Here is a 26,385-nt window from a genome sequence, read left to right as displayed (position 1 = left end):
GTCGGCCCGGCGCCCGCCCGGCGGCCTCCACTGCTGAACCCGCACCGGCCCCCGCCACAGATCAGCAGGTCGCCGCCCCGCCCGAACGTGAGCAGGCCGCGGCGGCGCCGCGTGAAGAGCACCTGCAGGCGCTGGACTTCACCGCGCCGGAGCCGGAGCACGACTACGAGGAGGACGAGCAGGAGCGGGCGGTCAACCGGACCACCACCGCCGTGCTGATCGTTGTCGTATTGGCGGTGCTGGTCGGGGTGTTCTTCGCCGTGAACAACCTGCTCGGGCTGGCCGGTGTGACGTTCCAGGACGACGACATCCCCGCCGCCAAGACCGTGCCCACCGCCTCGGCCACCCCTACGCCCGAGCCGGAGCCGGAGCCGCAAGAAGAGCAGGCCGAGCCGGCCGCAGAGATAAAGCCCTCCTCCGCCCAGTCGCTTGACCCCTTCGGGGACAACAATGAGCACCCGGAGAACGCCGCCCTCGTCATTGACAGCGCCACCGATCAGGCGTGGTCGTCGCGCTACTACTACGACGCCTCCCTCGCCTGGAAGCAGGGCATCGGGATGGCGGTAACGCTGGAGCAGGAGGCCGAGATCTCCGGCATCGACGTGCAGGGCACCGGCACCGGCGGGAACGTGCAGGTGCGCGCCACCAGCGCCGACGATCCCACCGGGGGAACGCTGCTGGCCGAGGGGGCCTTCACCGAGGGCACCACCTCCTTCGAATTCGATCCCACCTCCACCAACTCCGTGGTGCTCTGGGTGACCGACCTGCCCACCGCCGCGGACGGGCAGTTCAAGGTCACCATCTCGGAAATCACTTTCAAGTAGTCGGCTCCGCCGGAACAAAGCCCCGTGCGCCCCGGTTCATCGGGCAGCAGGCGAGCGCAGCCGATAGCTGCGGCGCCCAGCACATACGAGAAACACGCAGAATCAGGAGAGTCATGGTCCACGACGTCGTCATTGTCGGCTCCGGCCCCGGCGGTTACACCGCGGCGATCTACGCCGCCCGCGCCCAGCTGCAACCGATCGTCCTCGCCGGCTCCGTGACCGCCGGCGGCGCCCTGATGAACACCACCGAGGTGGAGAACTACCCCGGATTCCGCGAGGGCATCATGGGCCCGGACCTGATGGCGCAGATGCAGGAGCAGGCCGAGCGCTTCGGCGCCGACGTCCGCTACGAGGACGTCACCGGCCTGGAGCTGGTCGGCGACATCAAGCGCATCACCACCGACGACGCCGTATACGAGGCGCGTACCGTCATCCTGTCCACCGGCTCGGAGTACCGCAAGCTCGGGCTCGACGGCGAGGACCGGCTGTCCGGCCACGGGGTGTCCTACTGCGCCACCTGCGACGGCTTCTTCTTCAAGGACCAGCCGATCGTGGTGGTCGGCGGCGGGGACTCCGCCATGGAGGAGGCCCTGTTCCTATCCCGCTTCGGCTCCTCGGTGACCGTGGTGCACCGCCGCGACCAGCTGCGCGCCAGCGCGGTCATGGCCAAGCGCGCCCAGGAGGAGGAGAAGATCGACTTCGCCTGGAACTCCCGGGTGGTGGCGCTCAATGGCGCCGAGGCCCTGGAATCGGTGACCCTGGAGGACACCGTCACCGGCGCGCGCCGCGAGATTCCGGCCGCCGGGCTGTTCGTGGCCATCGGTCAGATCCCGCGCTCGGAGCTGGTGGCGGGCGTGCTGGAGCTGGACGAGGCCGGCTACATCAAGGTGGACTCCCCCTCCCAGCGCACCAACATTCCCGGCGTGTTCGCCTGCGGCGACGTCGCCGACCCGCACTACCAGCAGGCGGTCACGGCCGCCGGCTCGGGCTGCCGGGCCGCCCTGGACGCCGAGGCCTACCTGGCCGAGCTCGACGCCTGAGCGGTCACTCGGAGACGCGGCCGCGGGGCAGCTCTGCGAACTTATTTGCTGTCTTCCATACTTATACAATTCCTGTTCTTACCGAGGAGGCACCATGTCTGACACCCTAGCCGTCACCGACGCCACCTTCGAGGCCGAGGTCATGCAGTCCGAGGTCCCCGTCGTCATCGACTTCTGGGCCGAGTGGTGCGGCCCTTGCCGCCAGATGGCCCCCGTCGTGGACGAGGTCGCCGCCGAGATGGGCGAGCGGGCCAAGTTCGTCAAGGTGGATGTGGACGCCAACCCGGCCACGGCGCGCTCCTTCGGCGTGCGCTCCATCCCCACCTTCGCCGTCGTCTCGGGCGGGGAGGTCGTGCACCAGTTCGCCGGCTCCCGCCCGAAGGCCTCCTTCAAGGCGCAGCTGAACAAGGTCATCGCCTGAGTCGCCCGGCGGGGCTGCCGAGCCCTCTTCCTGCGGAATGTCCAAGACCGGCACAAACGCCGGAAGCGACGACCAGACCATACGACACAACCGCATGATTCCAATGATCGTCGGCGGGCCCTTCGGGTCCGCCGACGCGTTCATGCCGGTTTTGGACATTCCTCATCCCCGACGGGGTCCGGCTGCACTCACGCAGGAGCGTGCGCAGCATGGAGCGGCGGCAGGCCGAGGCACTGCGACTGCTGTTCTCGGGGCTTAGTGACAAAGAGGTCGAGAATCTGTTCGACGCCGTCGTCTGGGCCGCGGGTGCGACCGCGGTTAGCCGCAAGGTTCGGCGGTCGCATACGATGAGCGCGTCACACCACGGCGCACGGGAGGGCGGCACATGCACCGCACGCAGGACACGAGCTACATCTCTACCCGGGGCGGCATGGCGCCCACCGGCTTCCTGGACGTGCTCCTGTCCGGATTGGCCCCCGACGGCGGCCTCGCCGTCCCCGCCGCAGTCCCGCGCATCACCGCCGCCACCTTGGAGTCGTGGCGGTCGCTGAGCTATCCGGAACTCGCGGCGGAGGTCATCGGCCTGTACGCCACCGATATTCCGTCAGCGGATCTGCGGGCGCTGACCGCGACCGCCTACGGTCCGGAGCATTTTCCGGAACCGGTGGTGCAGCTGCGTACGCTCGACGCCGTCGCCCCCGGGCTCGCCCTGGTGGGACTGTCCGAGGGGCCGACCATGGCCTTCAAGGATCTGGCGATGCAGTTCCTCGGGCAGGCGATCCCGTACGAGTTGGCCCGCGAGGGACGCGTGCTCAACATCCTCGGTGCCACCAGCGGCGATACCGGCTCGGCGGCCGAGCATGCCTTCCGGGGACGCGACGGCGTCAGCGTCTTCATGCTGTCCCCGCAGGGACGCATGAGCGATGTGCAGCGCGCGCAGATGTATTCGCTGGCCGATGCCAACATTCACAACATCGCCGTCGAGGGTGTATTCGACGACTGCCAGAACCTGGTCAAGGCGATCAGCAACGATCCCGCCTTCAAGGCCGAGTACGCTATCGGCGCGGTCAACTCCATCAACTTCGGACGCATCGCCGCCCAGGTCGTCTACTACGTGTGGGCCTGGCTGCGGGCCTCCGACACCGCCACGCGGGATCACACCGACGCCGTGACTACGCCCTTCCGCGTGGACGTGGCCGTACCCAGCGGTAACTTCGGCAACATCTATGCCGGTCACCTGGCCCGCACCATGGGCGTGCCCATCCGGCGGCTCATTCTGGCCACCAATGAGAACAACGTGCTGGACGAGTTCTTCTCCACCGGATCTACCGGCCCCGCGCGAGCACGCAGACCCTGGCCACCTCCAGCCCGTCGATGGACATCTCCAAGGCCTCCAACCTCGAGCGTTTCATCTGGACCCTGCTCGGCCCGGAGGCGTTCGCAGCTCGCTGGCCGGAGCTCGAGCGCACCGGCGTCCTGGACCTATCTGATCAGCTCGGTCGCCTGAGTCAAGAGTTCGGTTTCGTCTCCGGCGCCTCCACCCACGCCGATCGGCTCGCCGCCATCCGCCGGGTGCAGGAGGCCACCGGCGCCCCGATCGACCCGCACACCGCCGACGGCGTCACCGTGGCACTGCGCGTGCTGGAGCCCGACTTCCCGACGCTGGTACTGGAGACCGCCCGCCCGGAGAAGTTCCCCGAAACCGTGGCCGAAGCGCTCGGTCAGGCTCAACCCGTACCCGAGAGCATCCAGCGCCTCCTGCGCGCTGAACAGCACGTGGTGCGCATACCCAACGACGAGTCGCGGCTGCGCGCGCTCATCGCCGCCGACGCCCTGCACCCCTGACCGCCTGGGCGGCGGCCGAAGTGTTTCACGTGAAACATCCGCGCCCCTTGTTCGACGAAGACATCCTCCGACGGTCGACCGCGAACCGATGTTTCACGTGAAACATCGCCGCTAAGCCCAGGCGTGGCAGACTGTTCCTCAACGAAGCATCACCCGCCGGGAGGGATATCCACGTGAACGAGACCAACCCACAACGAGGCAACCGGCTGGATCCCTGGCTCGATTCGTACGCCACCCGAGCGTACGGCCTCCGCGAGTCCGAGACCCGCTCCCTGTTCGCCGTCGCCTCCCGCCCCGAGGTGGTTTCGCTCGCCGGCGGCATGCCCAACCTGAAGGATCTGCCGCTGGACGAGCTGGCCGAGGCCACCGCCCGCATGATCCGCAAGGACGGCGGGCGCGCACTCCAATACGGGAACGGCCAGGGGATGCCTCGCTTGCGCGAGCAGATCCCCGAGGTCATGGCCCTGGAGGGCATCGACGCCGACCCCGACGACGTCGTCATCACCACCGGCTCACAGCAGGCGGTAGACATCGTCAGCGAGCTGTTCATCGACCCGGGCGACGTCATCCTCACCGAGGCCCCCACCTATGTGGCTCGCTGTCCATCTTCTCCACTTACCAGGCCGACATCCAGCAGGCGCCCATCGACGCCGACGGTGTCATTCCCGAGGCACTGGAACAGACCATCACGGATCTCGAGCGGCAGGGCAAGCGGGTTAAGTTCTTCTACTGCCTGCCCAACTTCCACAACCCGGCCGGCGTCAGCCTCTCGGAGGAGCGGCGCCCACAGGTCATAGAGATCTGCCGCCGCCACCACATCCTCATCATCGAGGACAACCCCTATGGGCTGCTCGACTTCCAGGGCCGCACCCACACCGCGCTCAAGACCCTGGCTCCCGACGACGTCGTCTACCTCGGCTCCTTCTCAAAGATCTTCGCACCCGGTTACCGCGTGGGCTGGGCGGTGGCACCGCCGGCGGTGCGGGAGAAGATGAAGCTGGCTTCCGAGGCCGCCATCCTGTGTCCGAGCTCGGTGGGCCAGTTCTCGATCTCCACCTACCTGGACAACTTTGATTGGCGCGGTCAGATCGAAGGCTTCCGCACCATGTACCGCAAGCGCCGCGACGCCATGGTGGACGCGCTGGCGGAGTTCATGCCCATGTGCACGTGGAACGTGCCCGAGGGCGGCTTCTACGTCTGGGTCAGACTCCCCGAGGGGCTGGACGCCAAGGAGATGCTGCCGCGCGCCGTCACCAACCTGGTCGCCTACGTCTCCGGCACGGCCTTCTACGCCGGCGGGAACGCGGGCCGCGACCACATGCGCCTGTCCTTCTGCTATCCCGAACCCGTCGACATCCGTGAGGGAGTGCGGCGTCTGTCCGAGGTCGTCACCCATGACCTTGACCTGATCAACCTGTTCGGCCCCGCCCGGCAGCGTCCCTCGGGCGGGGTCTCCGCCCCCTCACCGGATCAGGTCTGAGCCTCCGCCGCCCGCACCGAACCACATCTACATCGAACCGACTTTTGACATCGAGGAGCCGTCATGTCCGACACCCCGGAAACCATCCCCGACGCGCCGCTGCGCATAGCTGTACTCGCCGGCGGTCTCAGCCACGAGCGTGACGTGTCGCTGCGCTCCGGGCACCGCGTCGCCAATGTCCTGAAGCACCTGGGCCACGACGTGCTCGTCATGGACGTGGACGCCCGCACCATCCCTTCGCTCAAGGCCTTCAGCCCGATGTGGTGTGGCCGCTGGTGCACGGCGGGCACGGCGAGGACGGCGGGCTGCAGAACGTCCTGATCGCCCTGGGCCTGCCATACGTGGGCACGCACTCGGACGGCTGCCAGCGAGCATCCTTCAAGCCAACCGCCAAGGCGTCCGTGCGCGCCGCGGGCGTCCTCACTCCCGACTCGGTGACACTGCCCGAGGCGTACTTCAGTCAGCTCGGCGCGCAGGACGTGCTCGGCGTCGTGGCCGGGCACCTCGGCCTGCCGGTGGTGGTCAAGCCGAACCAGGGCGGCTCCGGGCTCGGCGTCTCCTACGCGGAGAATGCCGACGAGCTGCGCACCGCTATGGTCTCGTGCTTCGCCTACGACGAGCGGGCTCTGATCGAGAAGTACGTCGCGGGCACCGAGCTCGCGATCTCGGTGGTGGACACCGGCGACGGTCCGCGCGCGCTGCCGGCGGTCGAGGTGGTCTCCCAGGGTCGCTATGACTTCGACGCCCGCTACAACCCCGGCCGCTCAGAGTACTTCGTTCCGGCCCGTATCGACGAGGCGGTGCATGCGCGCGCCCAGGAGATGGCGGTAACCGTGCACCGCGCACTCGGACTCGGCAACCTCTCGCGCACCGATCTGATCGTGGACGCGGAGGGCCGGCCGTGGTTCATCGACGTCAACGTCATTCCGGGCATGACCGAGGTCTCCCTGTTTCCCATGGCGGCGCAGGCGGACGGCGACCTGCCCAAGCTGTACGACGAGCTCGTCCGCCACCCCGCGGTGCGTCCCTGACCCACCGCGCCGATGCACGCGGGCCGCGATGTTTCACGTGAAACATCGTGGCCCGCGTCTTTTCGTGTCCGTCTGATCGCGGACTGGTGTCCGATGGGTTGCCGCGGAGACAACCGCGCGCTTGGTCCCCGCGTCAGCCTTCGTCGAGCGAGGTGCCTGGAGCCAGCGCCTCCACGATCCGCGCCAGATCCTCATCGCCGGCGAATTCGATGGTGATGCGGCCCTTCTTCGCGCCCCGAGTCACCTTCACGCGAGTGTCGAAGGCATCGGACAGGCGCGTCGACAGGGCCGGCAGGGGGGTGTTGCGGGAGCGCGTCACCGTCTTCATGGCACCGGTCGCCTCGGCCGGTTCGCCGTACACCGCCACAATCTCCTCGGTGGCGCGCACCGACAGCCCCTCGGCCACCACTCGCTGGGCCACACGCTCCATGGCGGCGGCGTCGGGCAGTCCCAGCAGTGCGCGGGCGTGCCCCGCGGAGAGCACCTCCGCAGCCACGCGCCGTTGCACCAGGGGGGGCAGCTTCATCAGCCTCAGGGTGTTGGAGATCTGGGACCGGGAACGCGCGATCTTCTCCGAAAGCTCGACCTGCGTGCAGTCGAAGTCCTCCAGCAGCTGCTGGTAGGCGGCGGCCTCCTCGAGCGGGTTGAGCTGCACGCGATGCAGGTTCTCCAGCAGGGCGTCGCGCAGCAGCTCCTCGTCCGCGGTGTAGCGCACCACCGCCGGGATCGTCTCCATACCGGCCTCTTCGCGGCGCGCAAACGCCGCTCGCCCATGACCAACTCGTAGGTAGCGGCCTCCGCGGGATCCGCATCCTCGGGCTCGCCTGCCGCGTGATCCACCGGATCATCTATACGGCGGACCACGATGGGCTGGAGCAGACCGACCTCCCTAATGGAGTCGGCCAGCTCCGCAATGTCGTCCTCGTCGAAAACCTGCCGCGGCTGCCGCCGATTCGGGACGATCGACGCAATCGGCAGCTCGGCGAAGGTGGCACCGGGCACCGGCACCAGTTCGACGTCGGGCTCCGCATCACCGCTGGCGGATGTTTCACGTGAAACATGGGCAGTGGGGGCCGCCTGTTCCACAGCGGCCGCGGGCCGCTCGCTCTCCGCGGTCTCCACAGCGGCGCTCTTCGCATCTCCTGCGGCATCCGGGTCCGTCTGCGCCCGGGGGCGTGAACCTGCACCCCGGCCACCCCGCCGGGAGCGCTTGGAGGGGGCCAACAGCGTCGCGGCGATGTCATCCGCGCGATGCACCGAGCCGGGCTCCGCCTCCGCAGCGGCGTCGGTGCCGCGGTTGTCAGGGAAGAAGACGTCGGAGGGGCGGCGGCTGGGGTTCTCCACCTGCGCGTCGGGGATGAGTGCCTGCAGCCCGCGTCCCAGGCCGCGCTTCTTCTGAGCCATCGTTATGCCTCCGTGGGTTCGTCCTGCACAGCGTGCTCGGCGCCGCGCGCCGCGATCTCCATCGCCAGCTTCTTATACGCAACGGCGCCGCTCGAGCGGGGATCCCAGAATACGACCGGCGAACCGAATGATGGCGCCTCCGCCACGCGCACCGAGCGGGGTATACGAGTCTTGAGCGTCGCCGCGGGGAAGTAGGTGCGTACCTCCGCCTCCACCTCCTTGGCCAAGGTGGTGCGCGCATCAAACATGGTCAGGGCAATCATCGAAACGCTCAGATCCGGGTTGTGGATCTGTGCGATGCGATCCACCGAGCGGGTCAGCAGTGCCAAACCCTCGAGCGCGTAGTACTCGGCCTGCATGGGGATGAGTACCTCCCCGGCGGCCACGAAGGCGTTGATCGTCATAATGCCCAGGCTGGGTGGGCAGTCGATGAGCACGTAGTCCATGCGAGGCAGCCCCTGCGCCTCCCGGTCGCGCAGGAATTCCTCCAACGCCAGGCGCATGCGTGATTCGCGCTGAGAGGAGTTGATCAGCTCGATCTCCACGGCGGCGACGTCGAGCGTCGAAGGCACGCACCACAGGGTCTCGGCGAAGCGGGTGCGCACGGACACATCCTGAATGCGAGCGCCCTCCACCAGCACGTCGTAGATGGAGGCCTGGTCCTCGTCGTGCTCCACGCCGAGCGCCGTCGAGGCGTTGCCCTGGGAGTCGGCGTCCACCACCAGCACCTGCAGGCCCGCCTCGGCCAGCGCGGCCGCGACATTGACCACGGTGGAGGTCTTGCCCACGCCGCCCTTCTGGTTGGCCACCGCGATGATGCGGGTGTGCTCGGGTCGGGAGAATCCGCCCTCGGCTACTTCATCCAGGGCTGAGCGGTCAGCGCGGAGCTGATCGAAGATGGAGGATCCTGACAATCTGCTTCTCCTACGGCGTCCCGTCGGCGTACGCCTCTCGGCGCTTCAGTCTACGTGAGCTGCCGGCGCCATTCGGTCAGCGCGAGGCGGGCCGTCGAACCTGAACGACCTTGGTGACCTCCTCGCCGGGGGTGACCACCTCGTGGATGACGGCGGGCTCGAGGCGCGCCCGCTTGATCACATACTTGGCGTCCTCGACCTCGGCCTCCGCCCGCGCGCCCTTGAGCGCGAGCAGGCTGGCACCCGGCCGGAGCAAAGGTGAGGTCAACCTTATCAACTTTGTGAGATTCGCCACTGCGCGCGCGGTGACGGCGTCGTACTTCGCACGCAGCTCCTCCGCCCGCGCGCGCCGGACGTTGACGTTGTCCAGGTCGAGTTCCGCGACCACATCGTCGAGCCACTGGGTGCGCCGCTCCATGGACTCCACCAACACCACCTCGAGATCCGGTCGCAGCAGGGCGACGACGACGCCGGGAAAGCCGGAGCCGGAACCGATGTCGGCCACCTTTCCGTGGTCGGGCAGGAACGGGACCACGGCGGCGGAGTTGACGATGTGCCTGGTCCACAGGCGCGGCAGCTCGCGCGGTCCCACCAGCCCGCGCAACTCGCCCTCCTCGGCGAGCATCTGGGCGAAGTGCTCGGCCGCGCTGAAGGCGGGGCCGAACATGGCCCGCATCTCCGCGGTCGGCTGCTCCACCGCCATGGGCGCGTGGACCTGCGGGGTGGCGGGTTCGGGCGTGTTCATCGGCTCACGCCTGCTCGATGTCGCCCGACTCGTCTACGGCGTCGGCGTCCGGCTCCGCCGCGTCCGCCTCTACCTCGTCTGAAGTGTCGACCTCGTCGGGAAGCATGACCACCACGTGCCGGTGCGGCTCGGTGCCCTCGGACTCGGAGAACAGGCCGGCCGCGGCGACGACGTCGTGGCACACCTTCCGCTCGAAGGGGTTCATGGGCTCCAGCGCCACCGACTCACCGGTGGCCTTGACCTTGTTGACCGCCTCGGCGGCGATCTTGGTCAGCTCGGCGCGGCGCGCCGCGCGGTAGCCGTTGATGTCCAGCATCAACCGGGAGCGGTTGCCGGTGCGTGCCTGGACGGCCAGGCGGGTGAGCTCCTGGATCGCCTCCAGGACCTCGCCGTCGCGGCCAACCAGGTCGGCCAGCTCGCGCTCGTCACCCTCCTCGGAGGCGATGATGGCCACCGAGGCGCGGCCGTGGTCGACGTCGATATCGATGTCGCCGCCGAGGTCGACGATGTCGAGGAACTCCTCCAGGTAGTCGGCGCCGATCTCGCCCTCTTCCTCGAGGTCCTTGACACTGCTGACCTGGTGCTTGGGGTGCTGTGCGTGCTCGCTCATGGGACTGTCTGCTTCGCCTCTCGTTGGTGCCCTGCCTCCGGTGATCCGGACTCAGCGGGGCTTGCGCTTGTTGTTCTTCTTGTTCTTGCCGGCCTGAGCCTTGCGTTTGGCGGCCGCCTGCTTGCGGGCCCGAGCGCGCCGCTCGTAGCGGCGTCGGGCGATCTCTTCCTGGGTGAGGCCGACGGCGTTGGCGGGCTGGTCGGCGTCACTGTTGTCTGCTCCGGTGTCCTCGGGCGCGGTCTTGTCCAGGCCCGCTGCGGCCGAAGCATTCTGCGGGTGCTTCTTCTGCCGGTCCTTGCGGACGGGCTGGGCCCGCTGTCCGGTACGAATGGTGCCCTCGGCCTCCGCCTTGGCGCGCTCTTCCTCCTCCAGCGAGGGCAGTCCCTTACGGGCGCGACGGGCGTTCTCGCGCGCCCGCATCTTCTTCTCTGCCTCGGAGCCGGGCGCCGGCATCTTACGGATGGTGAAGAACTGCTGACCCATGGTCCACAGGTTCGTGGTCACCCAGTACACCAGCACGCCGATCTGGAACTGCACGCCGGTAAAGGCGAAGAAGATCGGCATGATGGTCATCATCAGGCGCTGGGAGCGCATGGCCGGGTTGTCGGAGTTCTTGGTCGACTCCGGCATATTCTTCATGCTCAGCTGCGCCATCGTGTACCACTGGGTGACGCTCATCAGGATGATCATCACTACGGTCACGATCTTGACCGTGACATCGCTGGAATTCATGAACGACGCCGACAGCGGCGCCCCGAACAGCGTGGAGGCCTGCACCTGTTCGGCCAGCGCGGCCGTCAACGGGCCGATCGAGTCGTGGTCGGCGTAGGTGCCGGTCGCGACCGCCTCCAGATTCGCCAGCACGCGGAACAGCGCGAAGAACACCGGCATCTGGATCAAAATGGGCAGGCAGGAGGCGAAGGGGTTGGTGTTGTGCTTGCGGTACAGCGCCATCATCTCTTCCTGCTGGCGCTGCTGCGAGGCCGGATCCTTCTTGCCCTTGTACTTCTCCTGCAGCGCCTGCAGTTCGGGCTGCATGAGCTGCATACCGCGGGAGGCGCGGATCTGCTTGACGAACAGCGGCATGATCAGCAGCCGCACGAACATGGTCAGGCCGATGATGGAGAGGACCCAGGCGACGCCCGGCCCATCGGGAAAACCGATGAAGACGAGGAATCGATGGATGTTGACCATGACCCAGGCGACGGCGACCTTGAGGGGCCACAGGATCGTGTCCATTGCACTCCTTGGTTGAAATGTGCTTGAAAGCTGGGGGCGGCGTGCGGCTCACACTGCCGCATGAGGTGGTGAGAGGCCGGTTGTGCTGAAGGTTGCGAGTAATGGTGGGCAGTGGTGCTAGGCGCCGTCGACGCGCAGTACCAGCGGCGCATCGACGCCGTCCGGCGGGGCGCCAGAACGGGGGCGGCCGTCCGGGCAGTGCTGCTGGGCGCGAGCAGCAAAACGCGGCACGTCGGGGGGCAGGTGATAGCGCCACCGGCCGGGATCCGGAACGTGGTCGACGCCCCCACGGGTTAGCGGGTTGCAGCGCAGCAGCCGCCAGGCGGCCAGCAGCGTGCCCTTGAGGGCGCCATGCACCCCGATCGCCTCGACGGCATAGGCGGAGCAGGTGGGGTAGTAGCGGCAGCGGCGCGGCAGCGCCGGGGAGATCCACTGTTGATACAGCCCCACCAGGGTCAGTGCCGTACGGGCCGCTGCAGAGGGGCGACGAGCTTGCGGTGAGGAGGTCATCGGCGCCGTCCGGTATGCGCGAGACGGCGGCTGCGGGCCAACAATCGGTCCAGATCCGCGGCCAGCTGTTCGCTGGTGGCGCCGTCGGCGCCGGCCAGGCCTCGCACGACCACGCGCGCCCCCGGCTCCAGCGTGTCCAGGCGTGCGCGCATCAGTGCGCGCACGCGCCGTTTGATCCGGTTGCGGTGGGTGGCGCGGGGAACCTGCTTCTTAGACACGACGACGCCGACGCGGGCCTTCGGAAGTGCGTCTACGGCCCCGGCCGCGCCCACTGCTGGACGAGAGTCGGGGCCGTCATTCGGTCCGGCGCAGTAGTGCACCACCAGTCGGCGACTGCCGCTGCGCGCACCGGATTTCACTGCGGCGGAGAAGTCCTCCGACCGCAGCATCCGATGCGCCGCCGGAAGCACCTCAGGCCGCGAGACGGGCGCGGCCCTTGCGGCGGCGCGAGGCCAGAACGGCACGGCCGGCACGGGTGCGCATGCGCTTACGGAAGCCGTGCACCTTGGCGCGGTGACGGTTGTTGGGCTGGAAGGTCCGCTTGCTCACGGGTGTTCTCCTGGTGCGATGATCGGAACCGTGCATCGCCAATCGCGGCACGGTCGCTCGCGTTGGCTGCCCCATGGTTCGGGACGTGACTCCACACGAACGTCCACACCACCATAGGGGCAGGCTTTCCCCGCGGTCAAACGAATACCGCCGCATTGTGATGAGAACCCGAACACGCCCAACCCGCGGCCGACCTCGCCCAGCCGTGAACGCTGAACCCGGCGGCCCGCCCGACTGGAGGTCCGCCGTCTTTTCCCAAGCCTGTGAACTATCGGCGTCCATGCCTGTGTACAGCCGGCATCGGCTTCGGCCGAGGTCGAGCGCGACTAGCCCCCGCCCGGCACCAACGTCGCGAGGCATGTCTTAGGGCCCGGCGGTGCCCGCGCAGGGGTGCCATACTCTTCCCCAGCTGTGGACAAACCTGTGTGCAACTGACTGCGCGGCGGGCGGGTGGTCCGGACGCGCTACGCGTGCTAGACGGCCGCTCAACATGCGTCCGGTATCGGCTACGGTTCCACTAGCGCATCCGCCCAGCCGACTTCCAGCCGGCCGGGCCATCATCAACACCACCATCCCCAACCATCGACCAGTTTCCAAACAGTCAGTCAGGAGTCAGCCGTGGCCGACGAAGCGACAACACAGTGGCGCTCGGCCCTCGAAATCCTTGCCTCCTCGGCCGAGCTCGGCAGGGCAAGTTGTCCATCATTCGCACCACCCGTGCCGTCGACGTCGACGGCACGCTGGTACTCATTGTCGGTTCCGGATTCGCCAAGGGCGTCGTCGACGGCTCCCGAGAGTTGATCGCCCAGGCGCTGCGTCGGGTGGCCGGCTACGACGTCCCCTTCGAAGTGATCGTTGACACCTCCCTGGAGTCCTCCGCACCCGTGCTCGCCAATCGACCCGAAGCGCCCACCACCCGCCTGGCCCGACCCGCCGTCGAACCCCTGCCCGAGACGCCCACCCCGACCGTGACCTCCCCGACCCCACCCGCGGCGGCACCGACCACCACCCCCGGTTACATGAGCAGCCAGCTCTCCCCGACGGCGGAGCCGCCGAATGCGGACTCGGATCTGAACCCGAAATACACCTTCGACACCTACGTCACCGGCTCCTCCAACCGGCTGCCGCACGCCTCGGCCATCGCGGTCGCCGAGGCCCCCGCCAAGGCCTACAACCCCCTGTTCATCTACGGCGGCTCCGGCCTGGGCAAGACTCATCTGCTGCACGCCATCGGCCACTACGCCCGCCGGCTCTACCCCTCCATCCGGGTCAAATACGTCTCCAGTGAGGAGTTCGTCTCCGACTTCATCGCCTCCGTGGCCGACGGCCGCATGGACGCCTTCAAGCGCCGCTACCGGGAGGTGGACATCCTCCTGGTGGACGACATCCAGTTCCTACAGGGCAAGGAGCAGACGCTGGAAGAGTTCTTCCACACCTTCAACGCCCTGCACACCGCCAACAAGCAGGTGGTGCTCACCTCCGATCAGCCGCCCAAGGCGCTGGGCGGGTTCGAGGAACGACTGCGTTCGCGCTTCGAGTGGGGACTGCTGGCCGACGTGCAGCCGCCGGACTTCGAGACCCGCACCGCGATCCTGTCCCGTAAGGCCAGCGCCGAGAGGCTGGACCTGCCGGCCGACGTGCTGGAGTACATCGCCAGCCGGGTCACCACCAACATTCGTGAGCTGGAGGGCGCCCTCATTAGGGTGACCGCCTTCGCGTCGTTGACCAAGCAGCCGGTGGATCGCACGCTGGCGGAACTGGTGCTCAAGGACATCATCACCGACCCGGCCAGCGAGGAGATCACCTCTGCGCTGATCATGGCGCAGACGGCCGACTACTTCGGCATCAGCATCGACGACCTGTGCTCGGCCAACCGGGCGCGCACCATCGTCCACGCCCGCCACATCGGCATGTACCTGTGCCGTGAGCTGACCGACATGTCCCTGCCGCAGATCGGGCGTGAGTTCGGCGGCCGCGACCACACCACCGTGATGAGTGCGGATAAGAAGATCCGTACCCAGATGCCCGAGCGACGCGAGACCTACAACCACGTGGCCGAGCTGACCGCCCGCATCAAGCAGGCGGCCCAGTCCTCCGCCGGCTCCTGACGCGCCAACGCCCCTGTGGACGGCGCTGCGGAGCGGGAGTGGACAACGCGGGGTCGGTGTGTGGACTTGCTCGACCGCGCTTGGGGACGACAACGCGAGCGAACTACACAATCCACCGCCGTGGGCGCGCGCCCACGGAACCACGAATTTGTAATTCCACATCCGCGTGCCGCACGCCGCCACCGCAAACACCGGTTTTCCCCATCATCCACATCACCTACAACCCCTACCAGACTTGTCATTCACCGCGCTTTAAACTCCGCCCGCACATGGGTCGCGAGCCACCCCGCTCCGTAACCCACGCTGCCGCGCCGACCGCATGCCCGGTGCTCACGGTGCATCGCGGGGGCGGATGCGTCTACACTCAGCGAAACACCACACACAACACATTTACGCCGGGACAACCGGCCGCCGAGGAGGCACTTCATGAAGCTCAGGGTCGACCGCGACGTCCTCGCCGACGCCGTCACCTGGACCGCCCGCTCCGTGCCGGCGCGTCCCCCGGTGCCCGTGCTGGCCGGCGTCCGCCTCGAGGCCACCGCCACCTCCCTGATCCTGGCCTCCTTCGACTATGAGGTTTCCGCACACTGCGAGATTCCGGCCGACGTCGAGGAAGAGGGCGTGGTCCTGGTCTCCGGCCGACTGCTGGCGGACATTGCCAAGTCCCTGCCCTCTAAGCCCGTCGACCTGGAGGTCGAGGGCACCAAGGTAAACGTCACTTGCGGCGCCTCCCGCTTCGCGCTGGCCGCCATGGCCGCGGACGACTACCCGGCGCTGCCGCAGATGCCGGGTGTTGCCGGCACCGTCGACGCCCACGACCTGGCCCAGGCCGTCTCCCAGGTCTCCGTTGCCGCTTCGCGCGACGAGACCCTGCCGCTGCTGACCAGCGTGCAAATGGAGGTCGACGGCACTTCCCTGACCCTCATGGCCACCGACCGCTATCGACTCGCCGTGCGGGAGATGACCTGGCAGCCGCAGGACCCTCAGATGGCCACCCAGGCGCTGCTGAAGGCACGCACCCTGTCCGACGTCGCCAAGTCCCTGACCTCCACCGGCGACGTGACCGTCGCGCTGACCGAGACCGACTCGGCCAGCTCCAGCCTGATTGGCTTCGAGGCCGGCGGACGCCGCACCACCAGCCTGCTGACCGACGGCGACTACCCGCCGGTGCTGCGCCTGTTCCCCGAGACCACCACTATTCATGCCACCGTCGGCCGCGAAGAACTCATGAGCGCCGTGCGCCGCGTCAGCCTGGTGGCGGATCGGGCCGCCCCCATCCACATGTCTTTCACCACCGGGAACCTGGCCCTCGACGCCGGGCAGGGCGACGATGCACAGGCCTCCGAACAGCTGGTCGCGCACCTGGACGGCGAGGACATCGCCACCGCCTTCAACCCCGCCTACCTGCTCGACGGCCTGGGCGCCATCACTCAGCCGTACGTGCGCTTCGACTTCACGCACCCGTCCAAGCCCGCGGTACTGACCGGCATGAGCGCCATCGATGGCGAGGAGGATCCCTCCTTCCGCTACCTGATCATGCCGATCCGCTTCGGCGCCTGAGGGCGGCCCCGGCCCCAATGCTTCCGGCGCTCAGCCGCATCCTCCGCCGGTGCGGGGTGACGGTGCGAGGAATCGGCGGCGACGCCCTCGTAAGCCCGAGTCATCCAGGGGAGGTGAGGCGGCATGTACGTCTCTGACCTGGCCCTGGACGACTTCCGCTCCTTCCATGAACTCGTCCTCGCCCTCGAGCCCGGGCCGACGGCCTTCATCGGTCCCAACGGGCAGGGCAAGACGAACCTGGTGGAGGCGATCGCCTACCTGTCCACCCTGTCCAGTCATCGCGCCGGCACCGACGCCGCCCTGGTGCGCCGCGCCGCACCCGGCAACGCCCAGCCCGCCGGCGCCGTTATCCGCGCGAAGGTGCTCCACGGCGAGCGACCCAGCGTCCTGGAGTTGGAACTGATCGCCGGGCGCGCCAACCGCGCGCGCCTGAACCGGGCCAACGCCCGCCCCCGTGACCTGTTGGGGATCCTGCGCACCGTCGTCTTCGCCCCGGAGGACCTGGCCCTGGTGCGGGAACAGCCGAGCGTGCGCCGCCGCTTCCTGGACGACCTCGCCGTCACCTTGCGACCCACGCTCGCGGGCGTGCGCGCCGAGCACGACAAGATCCTTGCGCAGCGCGCCAGTCTGCTGAAGTCCGCCCGGGCCGCCCGGGCCTCAACCGCCTCCATGCTCTCCACCCTGGAGGTGTGGGACGCCCAACTGGCCGCCGCGGCCGCCCGCCTGATCGCCGCCCGCATCGACGTCGTGCAACGGCTGCGCCCGTGGGTGGCCGACTGCTACAGCCGCGTCAGCGAGGGCCGCACGCATGCCCGTATCGCCTACCGCGCCAGTCTGCTGGCTCACGAGGGTGCCGAAGACCCCGATCCGGCCGACGAGGCCGCCATCCTGGCCGCCGAAGCGTCACTGCACGACGTGCCGGCTACCGCCGCGCGCCTGGAGGCGGCGATGGGCGACCTGCATGCCCGCGAAATCGACCGGGGCGCCAACCTGGTGGGCGCCCACCGCGACGAGTTGGAGCTGTTCCTGGACGTCCTGCCCGCCAAGGGATTCGCCTCCCACGGTGAGCAGTGGTCCTTGGCCCTGGCACTGCGCCTGGCCTCCTACGAGATGCTGCGTCACGACGTGGACGCCTATGCCGGAGATGGCGAGCCCGTACTCATTCTCGACGACGTCTTCGCCTCCCTGGACGATGTCCGCCGCCGCGCCCTGGCCGGGATCGCCGCGGGCGCCGGTCAGGTGCTGCTCACCGCCGCCGTCGACGACGACGTACCGGCCGCCCTGGCCGGAGCCCGCTTCCACGTCACCCGTACCGAATCCGGATCGCAGGTGCAACCGTGACCGAACCCCGCACTCCGGCGCCTCAGGGCGACGCCGACCCGGCCGACGCTCTTGCGGCCCGCGCCCTGGCCCGTGAGCGCGGCCGCGCCTGGGAGGCGGGGCAGACCCGCAGCCGGCTTTCCCGGCAGGCGGCGGATGCCGACGGCGTAGCCGCCTGGGACCAGCGGCGTCGCCGCTCGGGTCGAGACGCCGAGGCGGACGGAGTGGATGCCGCCGATCTGGATCGCGGCCCCGGACTGCCGCCCGGTCGTGACCGCCCCGGCCCAACCCGCTTCGATCCGCGCACCGGCAAGCAAGACTTGCGGCGCTACGCCGAGCGGCACGGCTGGGCCTCGAAGCTGGCAATGGCGTCGGTGGCGGTGCATTGGCGGGAGATCGTGGGCGAACAGATCGCCGAGCACGCCGTCATCGAGCGCTTCGAGCCCGGCCGCCTGACCCTGCGCGCCTCCTCCAGCGCCTGGGCGCAGCAGCTGCGGCTCCTACTGCCCGGAATCGAGCGGCAGGTCAACGAGGCGCTCGGCGAGGACGGCGGCGCCGTTGAAATCCGGATTCTGGGTCCGGCCGGCCCCACCTGGCGGCATGGGCGTTTCGGCGCGGCCCGCGGCGGCCGCGGCCCGCGCGATACCTACGGGTGATCAACCGGGTGACTTTGCCCACGTCGCAATTGGCGTCATGACGCCCGAAACCGGAGCCGAACACGGTAGAATCGGCGCGGAAATGCCCATGGTGCGCCCAAGGACAGGCACCAGGTACCCACCTACACGCGCCGGGTCCCAAGCCCGAATTCCGGCGCCTGGGTGCCCGTATGGGAATCAGCCCGGCGCACATGACGAGGAGCAACTGATACGTGTCTGACCTGGATCAGCCTGTGACCGCGAACAGCAACACCGGCAGCAGTGAATCTTCCGCCGAGCCCGCCCCGGAGGCGGACGCCGTCACCACTACCCACACGGAACACGGTTACGACGCCGGTGACATCACCGTCCTGGAGGGCCTGGAGGCGGTGCGCAAGCGTCCGGGCATGTATATCGGCTCCACCGGTGAACGCGGCCTGCACCACCTGGTCTACGAGGTGGTGGACAACGCCGTGGACGAGGCGCTGGCCGGCTACTGCGACCACATCGAGGTCACCATTCAGGCGGACGGCGGCCTGCGCGTGGTCGACAACGGCCGCGGCATCCCGGTCGACGAGCACCCCACCGAGCACAAGCCCACCGTCGAGGTGGTAATGACCATCCTGCACGCCGGCGGCAAGTTCGGCGGTGGCGGCTACGCCGTCTCCGGCGGCCTGCACGGAGTGGGTATCTCCGTGGTCAACGCCCTGTCCACCCGCGTGGATACCGAGGTGCGTCGGCAGGGCTACGTATGGCGCATGAGCTTCGGCGACGGCGGCCGCCCGCTGACCCCCCTGGTCCGGGGCGAGGAGACCGACGCCACCGGAACCACCCAGACCTTCTACCCGGACCCGGCCATCTTCGAGACGACCGTCTTCGACTACGAGACCCTGCGCCGTCGCTTCCAGCAGATGGCCTTCCTGAACAAGGGCCTGCGCATCACCCTGACCGACGAGCGCGAGGGCGTGACAGACTCCGGGGATGAAATCACCGGCGACGAGCTCGGCACCGCCGACGATCCGGTCAAGGGCCACCGCTCGGTCACCTACTGCTACGAGCACGGGCTGCGCGACTACGTAGAGTTCCTGAACCGCTCCAAGAAGGTCGAGCTGATTCACCCCGAGATCATCGACTTCGAGGCTGAACAGGACCTCGGTGATGGGCGCGCCATCAGCCTGGAGATCGCCATGCAGTGGACCGGCGCGTACTCGGAGTCCGTGCACACCTATGCCAACACCATCAACACCACCGAGGGCGGCACCCACGAGGAGGGCTTCCGCACCGCGCTGACCACCCTGGTCAACAAGTACGGGCGCGAGAAGGGCCTGATCAAGGACAAGGACGACAACCTCACCGGTGACGACATCCGCGAGGGCCTGACCGCCGTCATCTCCGTCAAGCTCACCGAGCCGCAGTTCGAGGGGCAGACCAAGACCAAGCTCGGCAACACCGAGGCCCGCACCTTCGTGCAGCAGACCGTATACGCCCGGCTCGGCGACTGGCTGGACTCCCACCCCGCCGACGCCAAGGCCGTGCTGACCAAGGCCACCCAGCCGCGGCCGCCCGCCTGGCCGCCCGCAAGGCCCGGGAGGCCACCCGCCGCAAGGGGGTGCTGGAGACCGCCTCCATGCCCGGCAAGCTGCGCGACTGCTCCTCCCGCAACGCCGAGGAGTGCGAGATCTTCATCGTCGAGGGCGACTCGGCCGGCGGCTCCGCAGTCGGCGGCCGCGACCCCGAGCACCAGGCGATCATGCCGATCCGCGGCAAGATCCTGAACGTGGAGAAGGCCCGGCTGGACCGCGCCCTGTCCTCCGACACCATCCGCTCGCTGATCACCGCCTTCGGCACCGGCATCGGTGAGGACTTCGACATCTCCAAGCTCCGCTACGGCAAGATCGTCATCATGCCGACGCCGACGTGGACGGCCAGCACATCGCCACCCTGCTGCTGACCCTGCTGTTCCGCTACATGCGGCCGCTGATCGAGCAGGGCCACACCTACATCGCCATGCCGCCGCTGTACCGGCTCAAGTGGGTGGGCGCCGAGCACGAGTTCGCCTACTCCGACGCCGAGCGCGACCAGCTGCTCGCCGCCGGCGCCGAGGCCGGGCGCCGCCTGCCCAAGGAGGGCGGCATCCAGCGCTACAAGGGTCTGGGCGAGATGAACGACCACGAGCTGTGGGAGACCACCATGGACCCGGCCAACCGGATCCTCAAGCGGGTCACCCTGGATGAGGCCGCCGACGCCGACGAGACCTTCTCCATCCTCATGGGGGACGACGTCGAGCAGCGCCGCTCCTTCATCCAGCGCAACGCCGCCGACGTCCGCTTCCTGGACATCTAGGCGGTCGGCGGGCTCCCGACCCCCGACAGCGGCCGGGCCGGCCCCGCCGCCCGTCGGCTCGCCGTCGGCCCGCGCACCGCGCCACCACTGAACTTCAGCACCCCACCAGCAAAGGAAACCCGTGAGCGACGAGACCACCGAGCTCCCCGCCCTGGAGCCGACCGGAGACCGCATCCACCCGGTCGACCTCCAGATGGAGATGCAGCGCTCCTACCTCGACTACGCCATGAGCGTCATCGTCGGACGCGCCCTGCCCGACGTGCGCGACGGGCTCAAGCCGGTTCACCGCCGGGTCCTGTACGCCATGTACGACGGCGGCTACCGCCCCAACGCCTCCTTCTCCAAGTCCTCCCGTGTGGTGGGCGAGGTCATGGGCAACTACCACCCCCACGGCGACGCCGCCATCTACGACGCGCTGGCCCGCCTGGTGCAGTGGTGGTCGCTGCGCTACCCGCTGGTGGCCGGACAGGGCAACTTCGGCACTCCCGGCAACCTGGGACCGGCCGCCCCCCGTTACACCGAGTGCAAGATGGCGCCGCTGGCCATGGAGATGGTCCGCGACATCGACGAGGAGAGCGTCGACTTCCAGGACAACTACGACGGCCGCAACCAGGAACCCGTCATCCTGCCCGCGCGTTTCCCCAACCTGCTGGTCAACGGCTCCGAGGGCATCGCGGTGGGCATGGCCACCCGCATCCCCCCGCACAACCTGCGCGAGGTCGCGGCCGGCGTGCAGTGGTTCCTGGACCACCCCGAGGCCTCCCGTGAGGAGCTGCTGGAGGCGCTCATCGAGCGCATCCCCGGCCCGGACTTCCCCACCGGTGCCACCATTCTGGGCCGGCGCGGCATTGAGGACGCCTACCGCACCGGCCGCGGCTCCATCACCCAGCGGGCGGTGGTCAATGTCGAGGAGATTCAGGGTCGCCAGTGTCTGGTGGTCACCGAGCTGCCCTACCAGGTCAACCCCGACAACCTGGCAGACAAGATCGCTCAACTGGTACGTGACGGCCAGATCGGCGGCATCGCCGACATCCGCGATGAGACCTCCGGCCGCACCGGGCAGCGCCTGGTCATCGTCCTCAAGCGCGACGCGGTGGCCAAGGTCGTCCTCAACAACCTCTACAAGCGCACCCAGCTGCAGGATAACTTCCCCGCCAATATGCTGGCCCTGGTCGACGGCGTGCCCCGCACCCTGTCCCTGGACGGCTTCGTGCGCCACTGGGTGGACCACCAGATCGACGTCATCGTGCGCCGCTCCCAGTACCGGCTGCGCAAGGCCGAGGAGCGCCTGCACATCCTTGAGGGCCTGCTCAAGGCGATCGACGCCCTCGACGCCGTCATCGACCTCATCCGCCACTCGCCCACCACCGATGAGGCGCGCACCGGCCTGATGGAGCTGCTCGGCGTCGACGAGGCGCAGGCCGAGGCCATTCTCTCCCTGCAGCTGCGCCGCCTGGCCGCCCTGGAGCGCCTGAAGATCCAGCAGGAGTCCGACGAGTTGACCGCGCGCGTGGCCGACCTGAAGGACATCATCGCCGATCCGGCCCGCCAGCGCGCCATCGTCTCGGAGGAGCTCGCCGAGATCGTCGACAAGTACGGCGACGACCGCCGCACCAAGATTCTCCTTCGACGGGGAGATGAGCGCCGAGGACCTGATCCCCGAGGAGGAGGTCGTCGTCACCATCACCCGCTCCGGCTACGCCAAGCGCACCCGCACCGATGCCTACCGCTCCCAGCACCGCGGCGGCAAGGGCGTGCGCGGGGCCGCCCTGCGCGAGGACGACGTCGTCGACCACTTCTTCGTCACCTCCACCCACAACTGGCTGCTGTTCTTCACCAACCTGGGCCGCGTCTATCGAGCCAAGGCCTACGAGTTGCCCGAAGGCGGCCGCGACGCCAAGGGACAGCACGTGGCCAACCTGCTCGCCTTCCAGCCGGGTGAGGAGATCGCCCAGGTGATGGAGCTGAGCGACTACCAGCAGGCCGACTACCTGGTGCTGGCCACCCGGCGCGGCCTGGTGAAGAAGACCCGCCTGACCGAGTACGACTCCAACCGGTCGGCCGGGCTGATCGCCATCAACCTGCGCGAGGACGCCGAGGGCAACCCCGACGAACTGGTCTCCGCGGCGCTGCTGTCCGCGGGGCAGAATCTGCTGCTGGTCTCCCGGCACGGTCAGGCGCTGCGCTTCACCGCCGACGACGCCACCCTGCGCCCCACCGGCCGCGCCACCAGCGGCGTGACCGGCATGCGCTTCCGGGAGGGCGACTCGCTGCTGGCCATGGACGTGGTTGACCCCGCTTGGGAGGACGCCGACCTGTTCGTCGTCACCGAGGGCGCTACGCCAAGCGCACACTGGCCACCGACTATCCGGTCAAGGGCCGCGGCGGTCTGGGTGTGAAGGTCGCCGACCTGGTGGAAGAGCGCGGTGACCTCGTGGGCGCACTTACCACGGCCCCCACCGACGAGGTCATGTGCATCATGGCCTCCGGCAAGGTGGTGCGCAGCGCCGTCGCCGAGGTCTCCCGCACCGGTCGCAACACCCGCGGCGTCACCTTCGCCAAGCCCGACGCGGGCGACCGCATCATCGCCGTGGCCCGCAACGCCGAGGATGAGTTCGATGATTCCGAAGAGGAGGCTGCGTCCGCGCCGTCGGCAGGTTCGGCGGATCAGGCGGCAGATGAAGCCGGAGTGGACGCTGCGGGCAATGGCGCCGACGCGGTATCGTCTGAGGACGACGAGAGTGAGGTCCAGGCATGAGTCAGCCGGAGTCCTTCCCGCCCGCCACGGGCGGACCGACCCAGTCCCCCGCGGCCGCGCCCGAGCCGGCCGCCCCCGCTGCGGGTCAGCAGAGCCCCAAACAACCCAAGTCGCCCGCCAAGACCATTGTGGGGCCGCGCCGCGTGCGGCTGGCCCTGACCCGCATCGACCGTGGTCGGTGATGAAGCGTCCTTCCTCCTGAGCGTTGCCGCCGGCATCATGCTGGTGGTGGCGGCGGCCTTCGTGTGGTTCATGCTTGACACCATGCACGTGTTCTCCACCATCCAGGACCTGCTGGACACCATGATGGACTCGAGCTACAACGCCTACTCGGCGCTGCTGGAGTACATGAAGTTCTCCCGGGCCATCTCCATGGCCACCGTCATCGCCGTCGTCAACATCATCCTGACGACCGCGCTGGCCACGATCGGCGCGTTCCTCTACAACATCACGGCTGCGCTCGTCGGTGGGGTTCATCTCACACTCGCAGATGAGTGATCGCATTTGGTTGCCGGCGACTCGGTAGGTTAGTCTCTTCCGCGTCGCAAGGGCCTATAGCTCAGTTGGTTAGAGCGCATCCCTGATAAGGATGAGGTCGCTGGTTCAAGTCCAGCTAGGCCCACCGCCCGCGGTGGAACGTGAGGAGGCTTCATGAAGAGCCGGACGCTCGTACTGGCCGCGTTTTTTTCATGCCTCGGGGTGACCGGCTACGCCGCTTGGCTGAAACTGGCGGCCAACCGTGCGGAGCGGGCCGCCTGGGCGGAGGTCACCGACCCCGTCGCATGACCGGGGGCCATGGCGCAATTGGTAGCGCACCTGCTTTGCAAGCAGGGGGTTACGGGTTCGAGTCCCGTTGGCTCCACTCACGATTCCCGGCACCAAGACCGGGCACTAATGACGCATCGAATTCGGTCGCCGCTCCGGGCCGATTCGGGGCGATCCCCCATGTTGCATGCGGCTGCCATGCGTCAGACTTATCCCATGAGCACACAGACCCCGGGCGCTTCGGGCCCGCGCCATGAACCCGGCGCCGACTCAGCGGGCGCCGGCGCCCGCACCGTGGTCGACTGGATCACCGTCGCCGGTGACCAGCTGATCGCCACCGTCAAGCAACTCGTAGCCGACGGGAACGTGCGCCGTGTCATTCTGCGCGACTCCTCCGGTCGCGAGTTCCTCAGTGTGCCGCTGACGGCGAGCGCGGTGGTCGGCGGCATTACCGTATTGGCAGCGCCGGTGTTGGCAGCCATCGGCGTTGTTGCCGCTATGGTCGCGGAGGTAACCCTCGAGGTGGAGCGCACCGACGTCGACGGGGAGTCTGACGAGGTAACGCCGCCGGCGCCGGACCCCGGGCCGGAGACATAGACACCCGCCGGAGCGATGTCGGTGTGGTTGGATCATGTCTGTGATCACTGCCACGCCGGAGACGGTCGCCTTGCGTCAGCTCGTCTCGGTGCATCGTGACGATTTCCTCGCGCTTCTCGCGCGATACGGGGCGACCAACCCCAGGCTTTTTGGCTCCGTTGCGCGCGGCACGGCGGATGCTGACAGCGACATCGACATTTTGGTCGAGATGGATCCTGCGGATGGCAATCTGCTCATGCGCGCGTCGGGACTCATGGAGGAGACGCGGGCCCTCTTCGGACGAGACGATGTCGACGTGTTCCTAGTGCAGCTGCTCAAACGGCCGATCTCCGCATCGGCGCTTGCCGAAGCGGTGCCACTATGAGTCGCAGCTCAGCCCGAAGACGTCCTCTCGCTTCCAGCCACGACCTCGCGCGTTACTCGCCGCGACCCTAAACGGAAGCGCCGCGTCGATGGTTTCGGGCGTGGCCGGTATGAAGCCATTGCGAGCGGTGATGCCGTACCGCGTGTGAGCGCTGCTCCACAGGCGCCGTGGCCTCGCCTGCACAGGTGGACGACGGAAGTCTCCCCATGCTGTGGGTTACTCCCTTTTCGTTGTGAACGTGCGCATTCAGCCGATTCATCCCCAGCTGTGCGCAACCCTGTGGAGAACCACACCGTTGTGTTTCCCCAGGGGTCTCCACAGGTGTGGAGGAATCACAGAGATGTACTTCCCCAGAATCCACAGCAGGGGGATCGGGTGTGGACACGGTGGGGTGGGCGGGCCTCACGTACGCGTTTGTCTCTTACGTACGCGTTTTGGAGCTGTCCGAGTACCTGGCACGGGGAAAGCTCCAAAACGCGTACGTTCGGCGGGAAGTCGTACGTGTGGTCGGGCGCCGTGACTAAACCAGGAGCATGCGGGTGGCGGCTAGGGCGACCAGTACCACGGCCACAATCACCGTCCCCCACGCGCCCACGGCGCCGCGTCGCTCCCGCGGCGCCCAGGCGTAGATCGCCGCCACAACCAGCCCGGTGAGAAGACCGCCCAGGTGCCCCTGCCAGGAGATGTTGGTTCCCAGCACCGAGATCAACACATTGATCACGAGCAGACCCACGATGGTCGAGGTATCGCGCCCGAAGCGCCGCTGAATGATGAATACAGCCGCGAACAGCCCGAAGATGGCGCCGGAGGCGCCCACGGTCCCGGTGATCCACGCCGGCGTCGTCGGCGCGGCGAGCCAGTAGATCGCCGTTGACCCGCCGAGGGCGCTAAGGGCTGTCAGAGCGATGAATCGCCAGCGCCCCAGCAGCGGTTCGAGCGTATTCCCGAGCACCCACAGCGCCCACATGTTCAGGCCCAGGTGTATTAGGGAGCCGTGCAGCAGGGCCGTGGATAGGAACCGCCACGGCTGGCTCGCGGCGAGCGCCGGCATGAAGTAGAACCAGCCCGTGATGGCCGGGTAGATCATCTGCCCACGTACACCATCACGCAGGCGCCCACCAGGAGCTTGGTCACCAAGGCGTCAGCTACCGGGCGCCCGCCCAGGGCGGTGCGCACGCCGCGGCGACCAGAATTTGCTCGGCGGGCGCAGTCCACGCAATGGATGCCGACGGCGCTGGGCACCTGGCACTCCGGGCAGGTGGGGCGGCCGCAGCGCTGACAGCGCACATAGCGACCCGATCCGGGTGCCGTGGGCAGACGGGC

General features: G+C 68.3%; 17 protein-coding genes, 2 tRNA genes and 9 pseudogenes. 18 read left to right on the top strand and 10 right to left on the bottom strand.

Features of this window, described 5'->3' with window-relative positions; translation table 11 throughout:
• The 6 genes and pseudogenes from BW737_RS15950 to BW737_RS03040 form a co-directional block, all read left to right on the top strand.
• A pseudogene (locus tag BW737_RS15950) lies at positions 1 to 824 on the top strand (hypothetical protein); the annotation flags it as partial.
• Between the two features lie 113 nt (positions 825 to 937).
• Positions 938 to 1,864, top strand: coding sequence for a thioredoxin-disulfide reductase (trxB, locus tag BW737_RS03060; protein WP_086614544.1), 927 nt, complete (start codon positions 938 to 940; stop codon positions 1,862 to 1,864).
• A gap of 94 nt (positions 1,865 to 1,958) precedes the next feature.
• Positions 1,959 to 2,285, top strand: a complete 327-nt coding sequence (gene trxA / locus BW737_RS03055) for a thioredoxin (RefSeq protein ID WP_086614545.1) — start codon at positions 1,959 to 1,961, stop codon at positions 2,283 to 2,285.
• A gap of 385 nt (positions 2,286 to 2,670) precedes the next feature.
• Positions 2,671 to 4,130 (top strand): annotated as a pseudogene (gene thrC, locus BW737_RS03050) (threonine synthase).
• A gap of 173 nt (positions 4,131 to 4,303) precedes the next feature.
• Positions 4,304 to 5,610, top strand: a pseudogene (locus BW737_RS03045) (aminotransferase-like domain-containing protein).
• A gap of 84 nt (positions 5,611 to 5,694) precedes the next feature.
• Positions 5,695 to 6,641: pseudogene (locus tag BW737_RS03040) on the top strand (D-alanine--D-alanine ligase family protein).
• Between the two features lie 133 nt (positions 6,642 to 6,774).
• Here BW737_RS03040 and BW737_RS03035 read toward each other — a convergent pair.
• The 8 genes and pseudogenes from BW737_RS03035 to rpmH form a co-directional block, all read right to left on the bottom strand.
• A pseudogene (locus tag BW737_RS03035) lies at positions 6,775 to 8,045 on the bottom strand (ParB/RepB/Spo0J family partition protein).
• A 2-nt stretch (positions 8,046 to 8,047) separates the two neighbouring features.
• Positions 8,048 to 8,959: a ParA family protein gene (locus tag BW737_RS03030; RefSeq protein ID WP_086614546.1), complete on the bottom strand. Its 912-nt coding sequence runs from the start codon at positions 8,957 to 8,959 to the stop codon at positions 8,048 to 8,050.
• A 76-nt stretch (positions 8,960 to 9,035) separates the two neighbouring features.
• Positions 9,036 to 9,704: a 16S rRNA (guanine(527)-N(7))-methyltransferase RsmG gene (rsmG, locus tag BW737_RS03025; protein WP_180272027.1), complete on the bottom strand. Its 669-nt coding sequence runs from the start codon at positions 9,702 to 9,704 to the stop codon at positions 9,036 to 9,038.
• 4 nt (positions 9,705 to 9,708) lie between these two features.
• Positions 9,709 to 10,314, bottom strand: a complete 606-nt coding sequence (locus tag BW737_RS03020; RefSeq protein WP_086614547.1) for a Jag family protein — start codon at positions 10,312 to 10,314, stop codon at positions 9,709 to 9,711.
• A 51-nt stretch (positions 10,315 to 10,365) separates the two neighbouring features.
• A complete protein-coding gene (yidC, locus tag BW737_RS03015) occupies positions 10,366 to 11,553 on the bottom strand; it encodes a membrane protein insertase YidC (RefSeq protein ID WP_086614548.1) in 1,188 nt (395 codons plus the stop codon).
• Positions 11,554 to 11,670: 117 nt separating this feature from the next.
• Positions 11,671 to 12,063, bottom strand: coding sequence for a membrane protein insertion efficiency factor YidD (gene yidD, locus BW737_RS03010; RefSeq protein WP_086614549.1), 393 nt, complete (start codon positions 12,061 to 12,063; stop codon positions 11,671 to 11,673).
• Complete coding sequence (rnpA, locus tag BW737_RS03005; protein ID WP_086614550.1) at positions 12,060 to 12,473, bottom strand: ribonuclease P protein component; 414 nt, start codon at positions 12,471 to 12,473, stop codon at positions 12,060 to 12,062. Before rnpA ends, yidD begins: the two co-directional genes overlap by 4 nt.
• A gap of 1 nt (position 12,474) precedes the next feature.
• The gene (gene rpmH, locus BW737_RS03000) at positions 12,475 to 12,612 is read right to left on the bottom strand and encodes a 50S ribosomal protein L34 (RefSeq protein ID WP_073333441.1); all 138 of its coding nucleotides are present in this window, start codon (positions 12,610 to 12,612) and stop codon (positions 12,475 to 12,477) included.
• A gap of 618 nt (positions 12,613 to 13,230) precedes the next feature.
• Between rpmH and dnaA the strand changes: the two are divergent.
• The 12 genes and pseudogenes from dnaA to BW737_RS02945 all read left to right on the top strand — a co-directional run bounded on the left by dnaA (position 13,231) and on the right by BW737_RS02945 (position 25,062).
• Positions 13,231 to 14,720 (top strand): annotated as a pseudogene (dnaA, locus tag BW737_RS02995) (chromosomal replication initiator protein DnaA).
• A 426-nt stretch (positions 14,721 to 15,146) separates the two neighbouring features.
• Positions 15,147 to 16,280 carry a DNA polymerase III subunit beta gene (gene dnaN, locus BW737_RS02990; RefSeq protein WP_086614551.1) on the top strand — a complete coding sequence of 378 codons (1,134 nt, stop codon included), beginning with the start codon at positions 15,147 to 15,149 and terminating at the stop codon, positions 16,278 to 16,280.
• 123 nt (positions 16,281 to 16,403) lie between these two features.
• Entirely contained in the window at positions 16,404 to 17,621 is a 1,218-nt protein-coding gene (gene recF, locus BW737_RS02985; RefSeq protein ID WP_086614552.1) for a DNA replication/repair protein RecF, read from the top strand.
• Positions 17,618 to 18,256: a DciA family protein gene (locus BW737_RS02980; RefSeq protein WP_257210412.1), complete on the top strand. Its 639-nt coding sequence runs from the start codon at positions 17,618 to 17,620 to the stop codon at positions 18,254 to 18,256. Before recF ends, BW737_RS02980 begins: the two co-directional genes overlap by 4 nt.
• A gap of 341 nt (positions 18,257 to 18,597) precedes the next feature.
• A pseudogene (gene gyrB, locus BW737_RS02975) lies at positions 18,598 to 20,578 on the top strand (DNA topoisomerase (ATP-hydrolyzing) subunit B).
• Between the two features lie 121 nt (positions 20,579 to 20,699).
• Positions 20,700 to 23,336: pseudogene (gyrA, locus tag BW737_RS02970) on the top strand (DNA gyrase subunit A).
• Positions 23,333 to 23,834: pseudogene (locus tag BW737_RS02965) on the top strand (DUF3566 domain-containing protein). Before gyrA ends, BW737_RS02965 begins: the two co-directional pseudogenes overlap by 4 nt.
• A 50-nt stretch (positions 23,835 to 23,884) precedes the next feature.
• Positions 23,885 to 23,958: transfer RNA gene (locus tag BW737_RS02960), tRNA-Ile, on the top strand.
• 29 nt (positions 23,959 to 23,987) lie between these two features.
• Positions 23,988 to 24,122, top strand: a complete 135-nt coding sequence (locus BW737_RS16625) for a DLW-39 family protein (protein WP_218961759.1) — start codon at positions 23,988 to 23,990, stop codon at positions 24,120 to 24,122.
• Positions 24,123 to 24,125: 3 nt separating this feature from the next.
• A tRNA-Ala gene (locus tag BW737_RS02955) sits at positions 24,126 to 24,198 on the top strand.
• A 119-nt stretch (positions 24,199 to 24,317) separates the two neighbouring features.
• Positions 24,318 to 24,698, top strand: coding sequence for a DUF4342 domain-containing protein (locus tag BW737_RS02950; RefSeq protein WP_180272026.1), 381 nt, complete (start codon positions 24,318 to 24,320; stop codon positions 24,696 to 24,698).
• Between the two features lie 34 nt (positions 24,699 to 24,732).
• Positions 24,733 to 25,062, top strand: coding sequence for a nucleotidyltransferase family protein (locus tag BW737_RS02945; RefSeq protein ID WP_086614554.1), 330 nt, complete (start codon positions 24,733 to 24,735; stop codon positions 25,060 to 25,062).
• A 520-nt stretch (positions 25,063 to 25,582) separates the two neighbouring features.
• On the opposite strand, the gene BW737_RS02940 is transcribed toward BW737_RS02945, so the two are convergent.
• Positions 25,583 to 26,149: a rhomboid family intramembrane serine protease gene (locus tag BW737_RS02940; RefSeq protein WP_338063842.1), complete on the bottom strand. Its 567-nt coding sequence runs from the start codon at positions 26,147 to 26,149 to the stop codon at positions 25,583 to 25,585.
• Positions 26,146 to 26,304, bottom strand: a complete 159-nt coding sequence (locus BW737_RS19335) for a hypothetical protein (RefSeq protein WP_338063841.1) — start codon at positions 26,302 to 26,304, stop codon at positions 26,146 to 26,148. Before BW737_RS19335 ends, BW737_RS02940 begins: the two co-directional genes overlap by 4 nt.
• Positions 26,305 to 26,385 lie beyond the last annotated feature (81 nt).

The sequence above is a fragment of the Actinomyces ruminis genome, assembly GCF_002154335.2.
GTDB classification, from domain to species: Bacteria; Actinomycetota; Actinomycetes; order Actinomycetales; family Actinomycetaceae; genus Actinomyces; species Actinomyces ruminis.
This window is presented reverse-complemented; position numbering and strand designations above follow the sequence as displayed.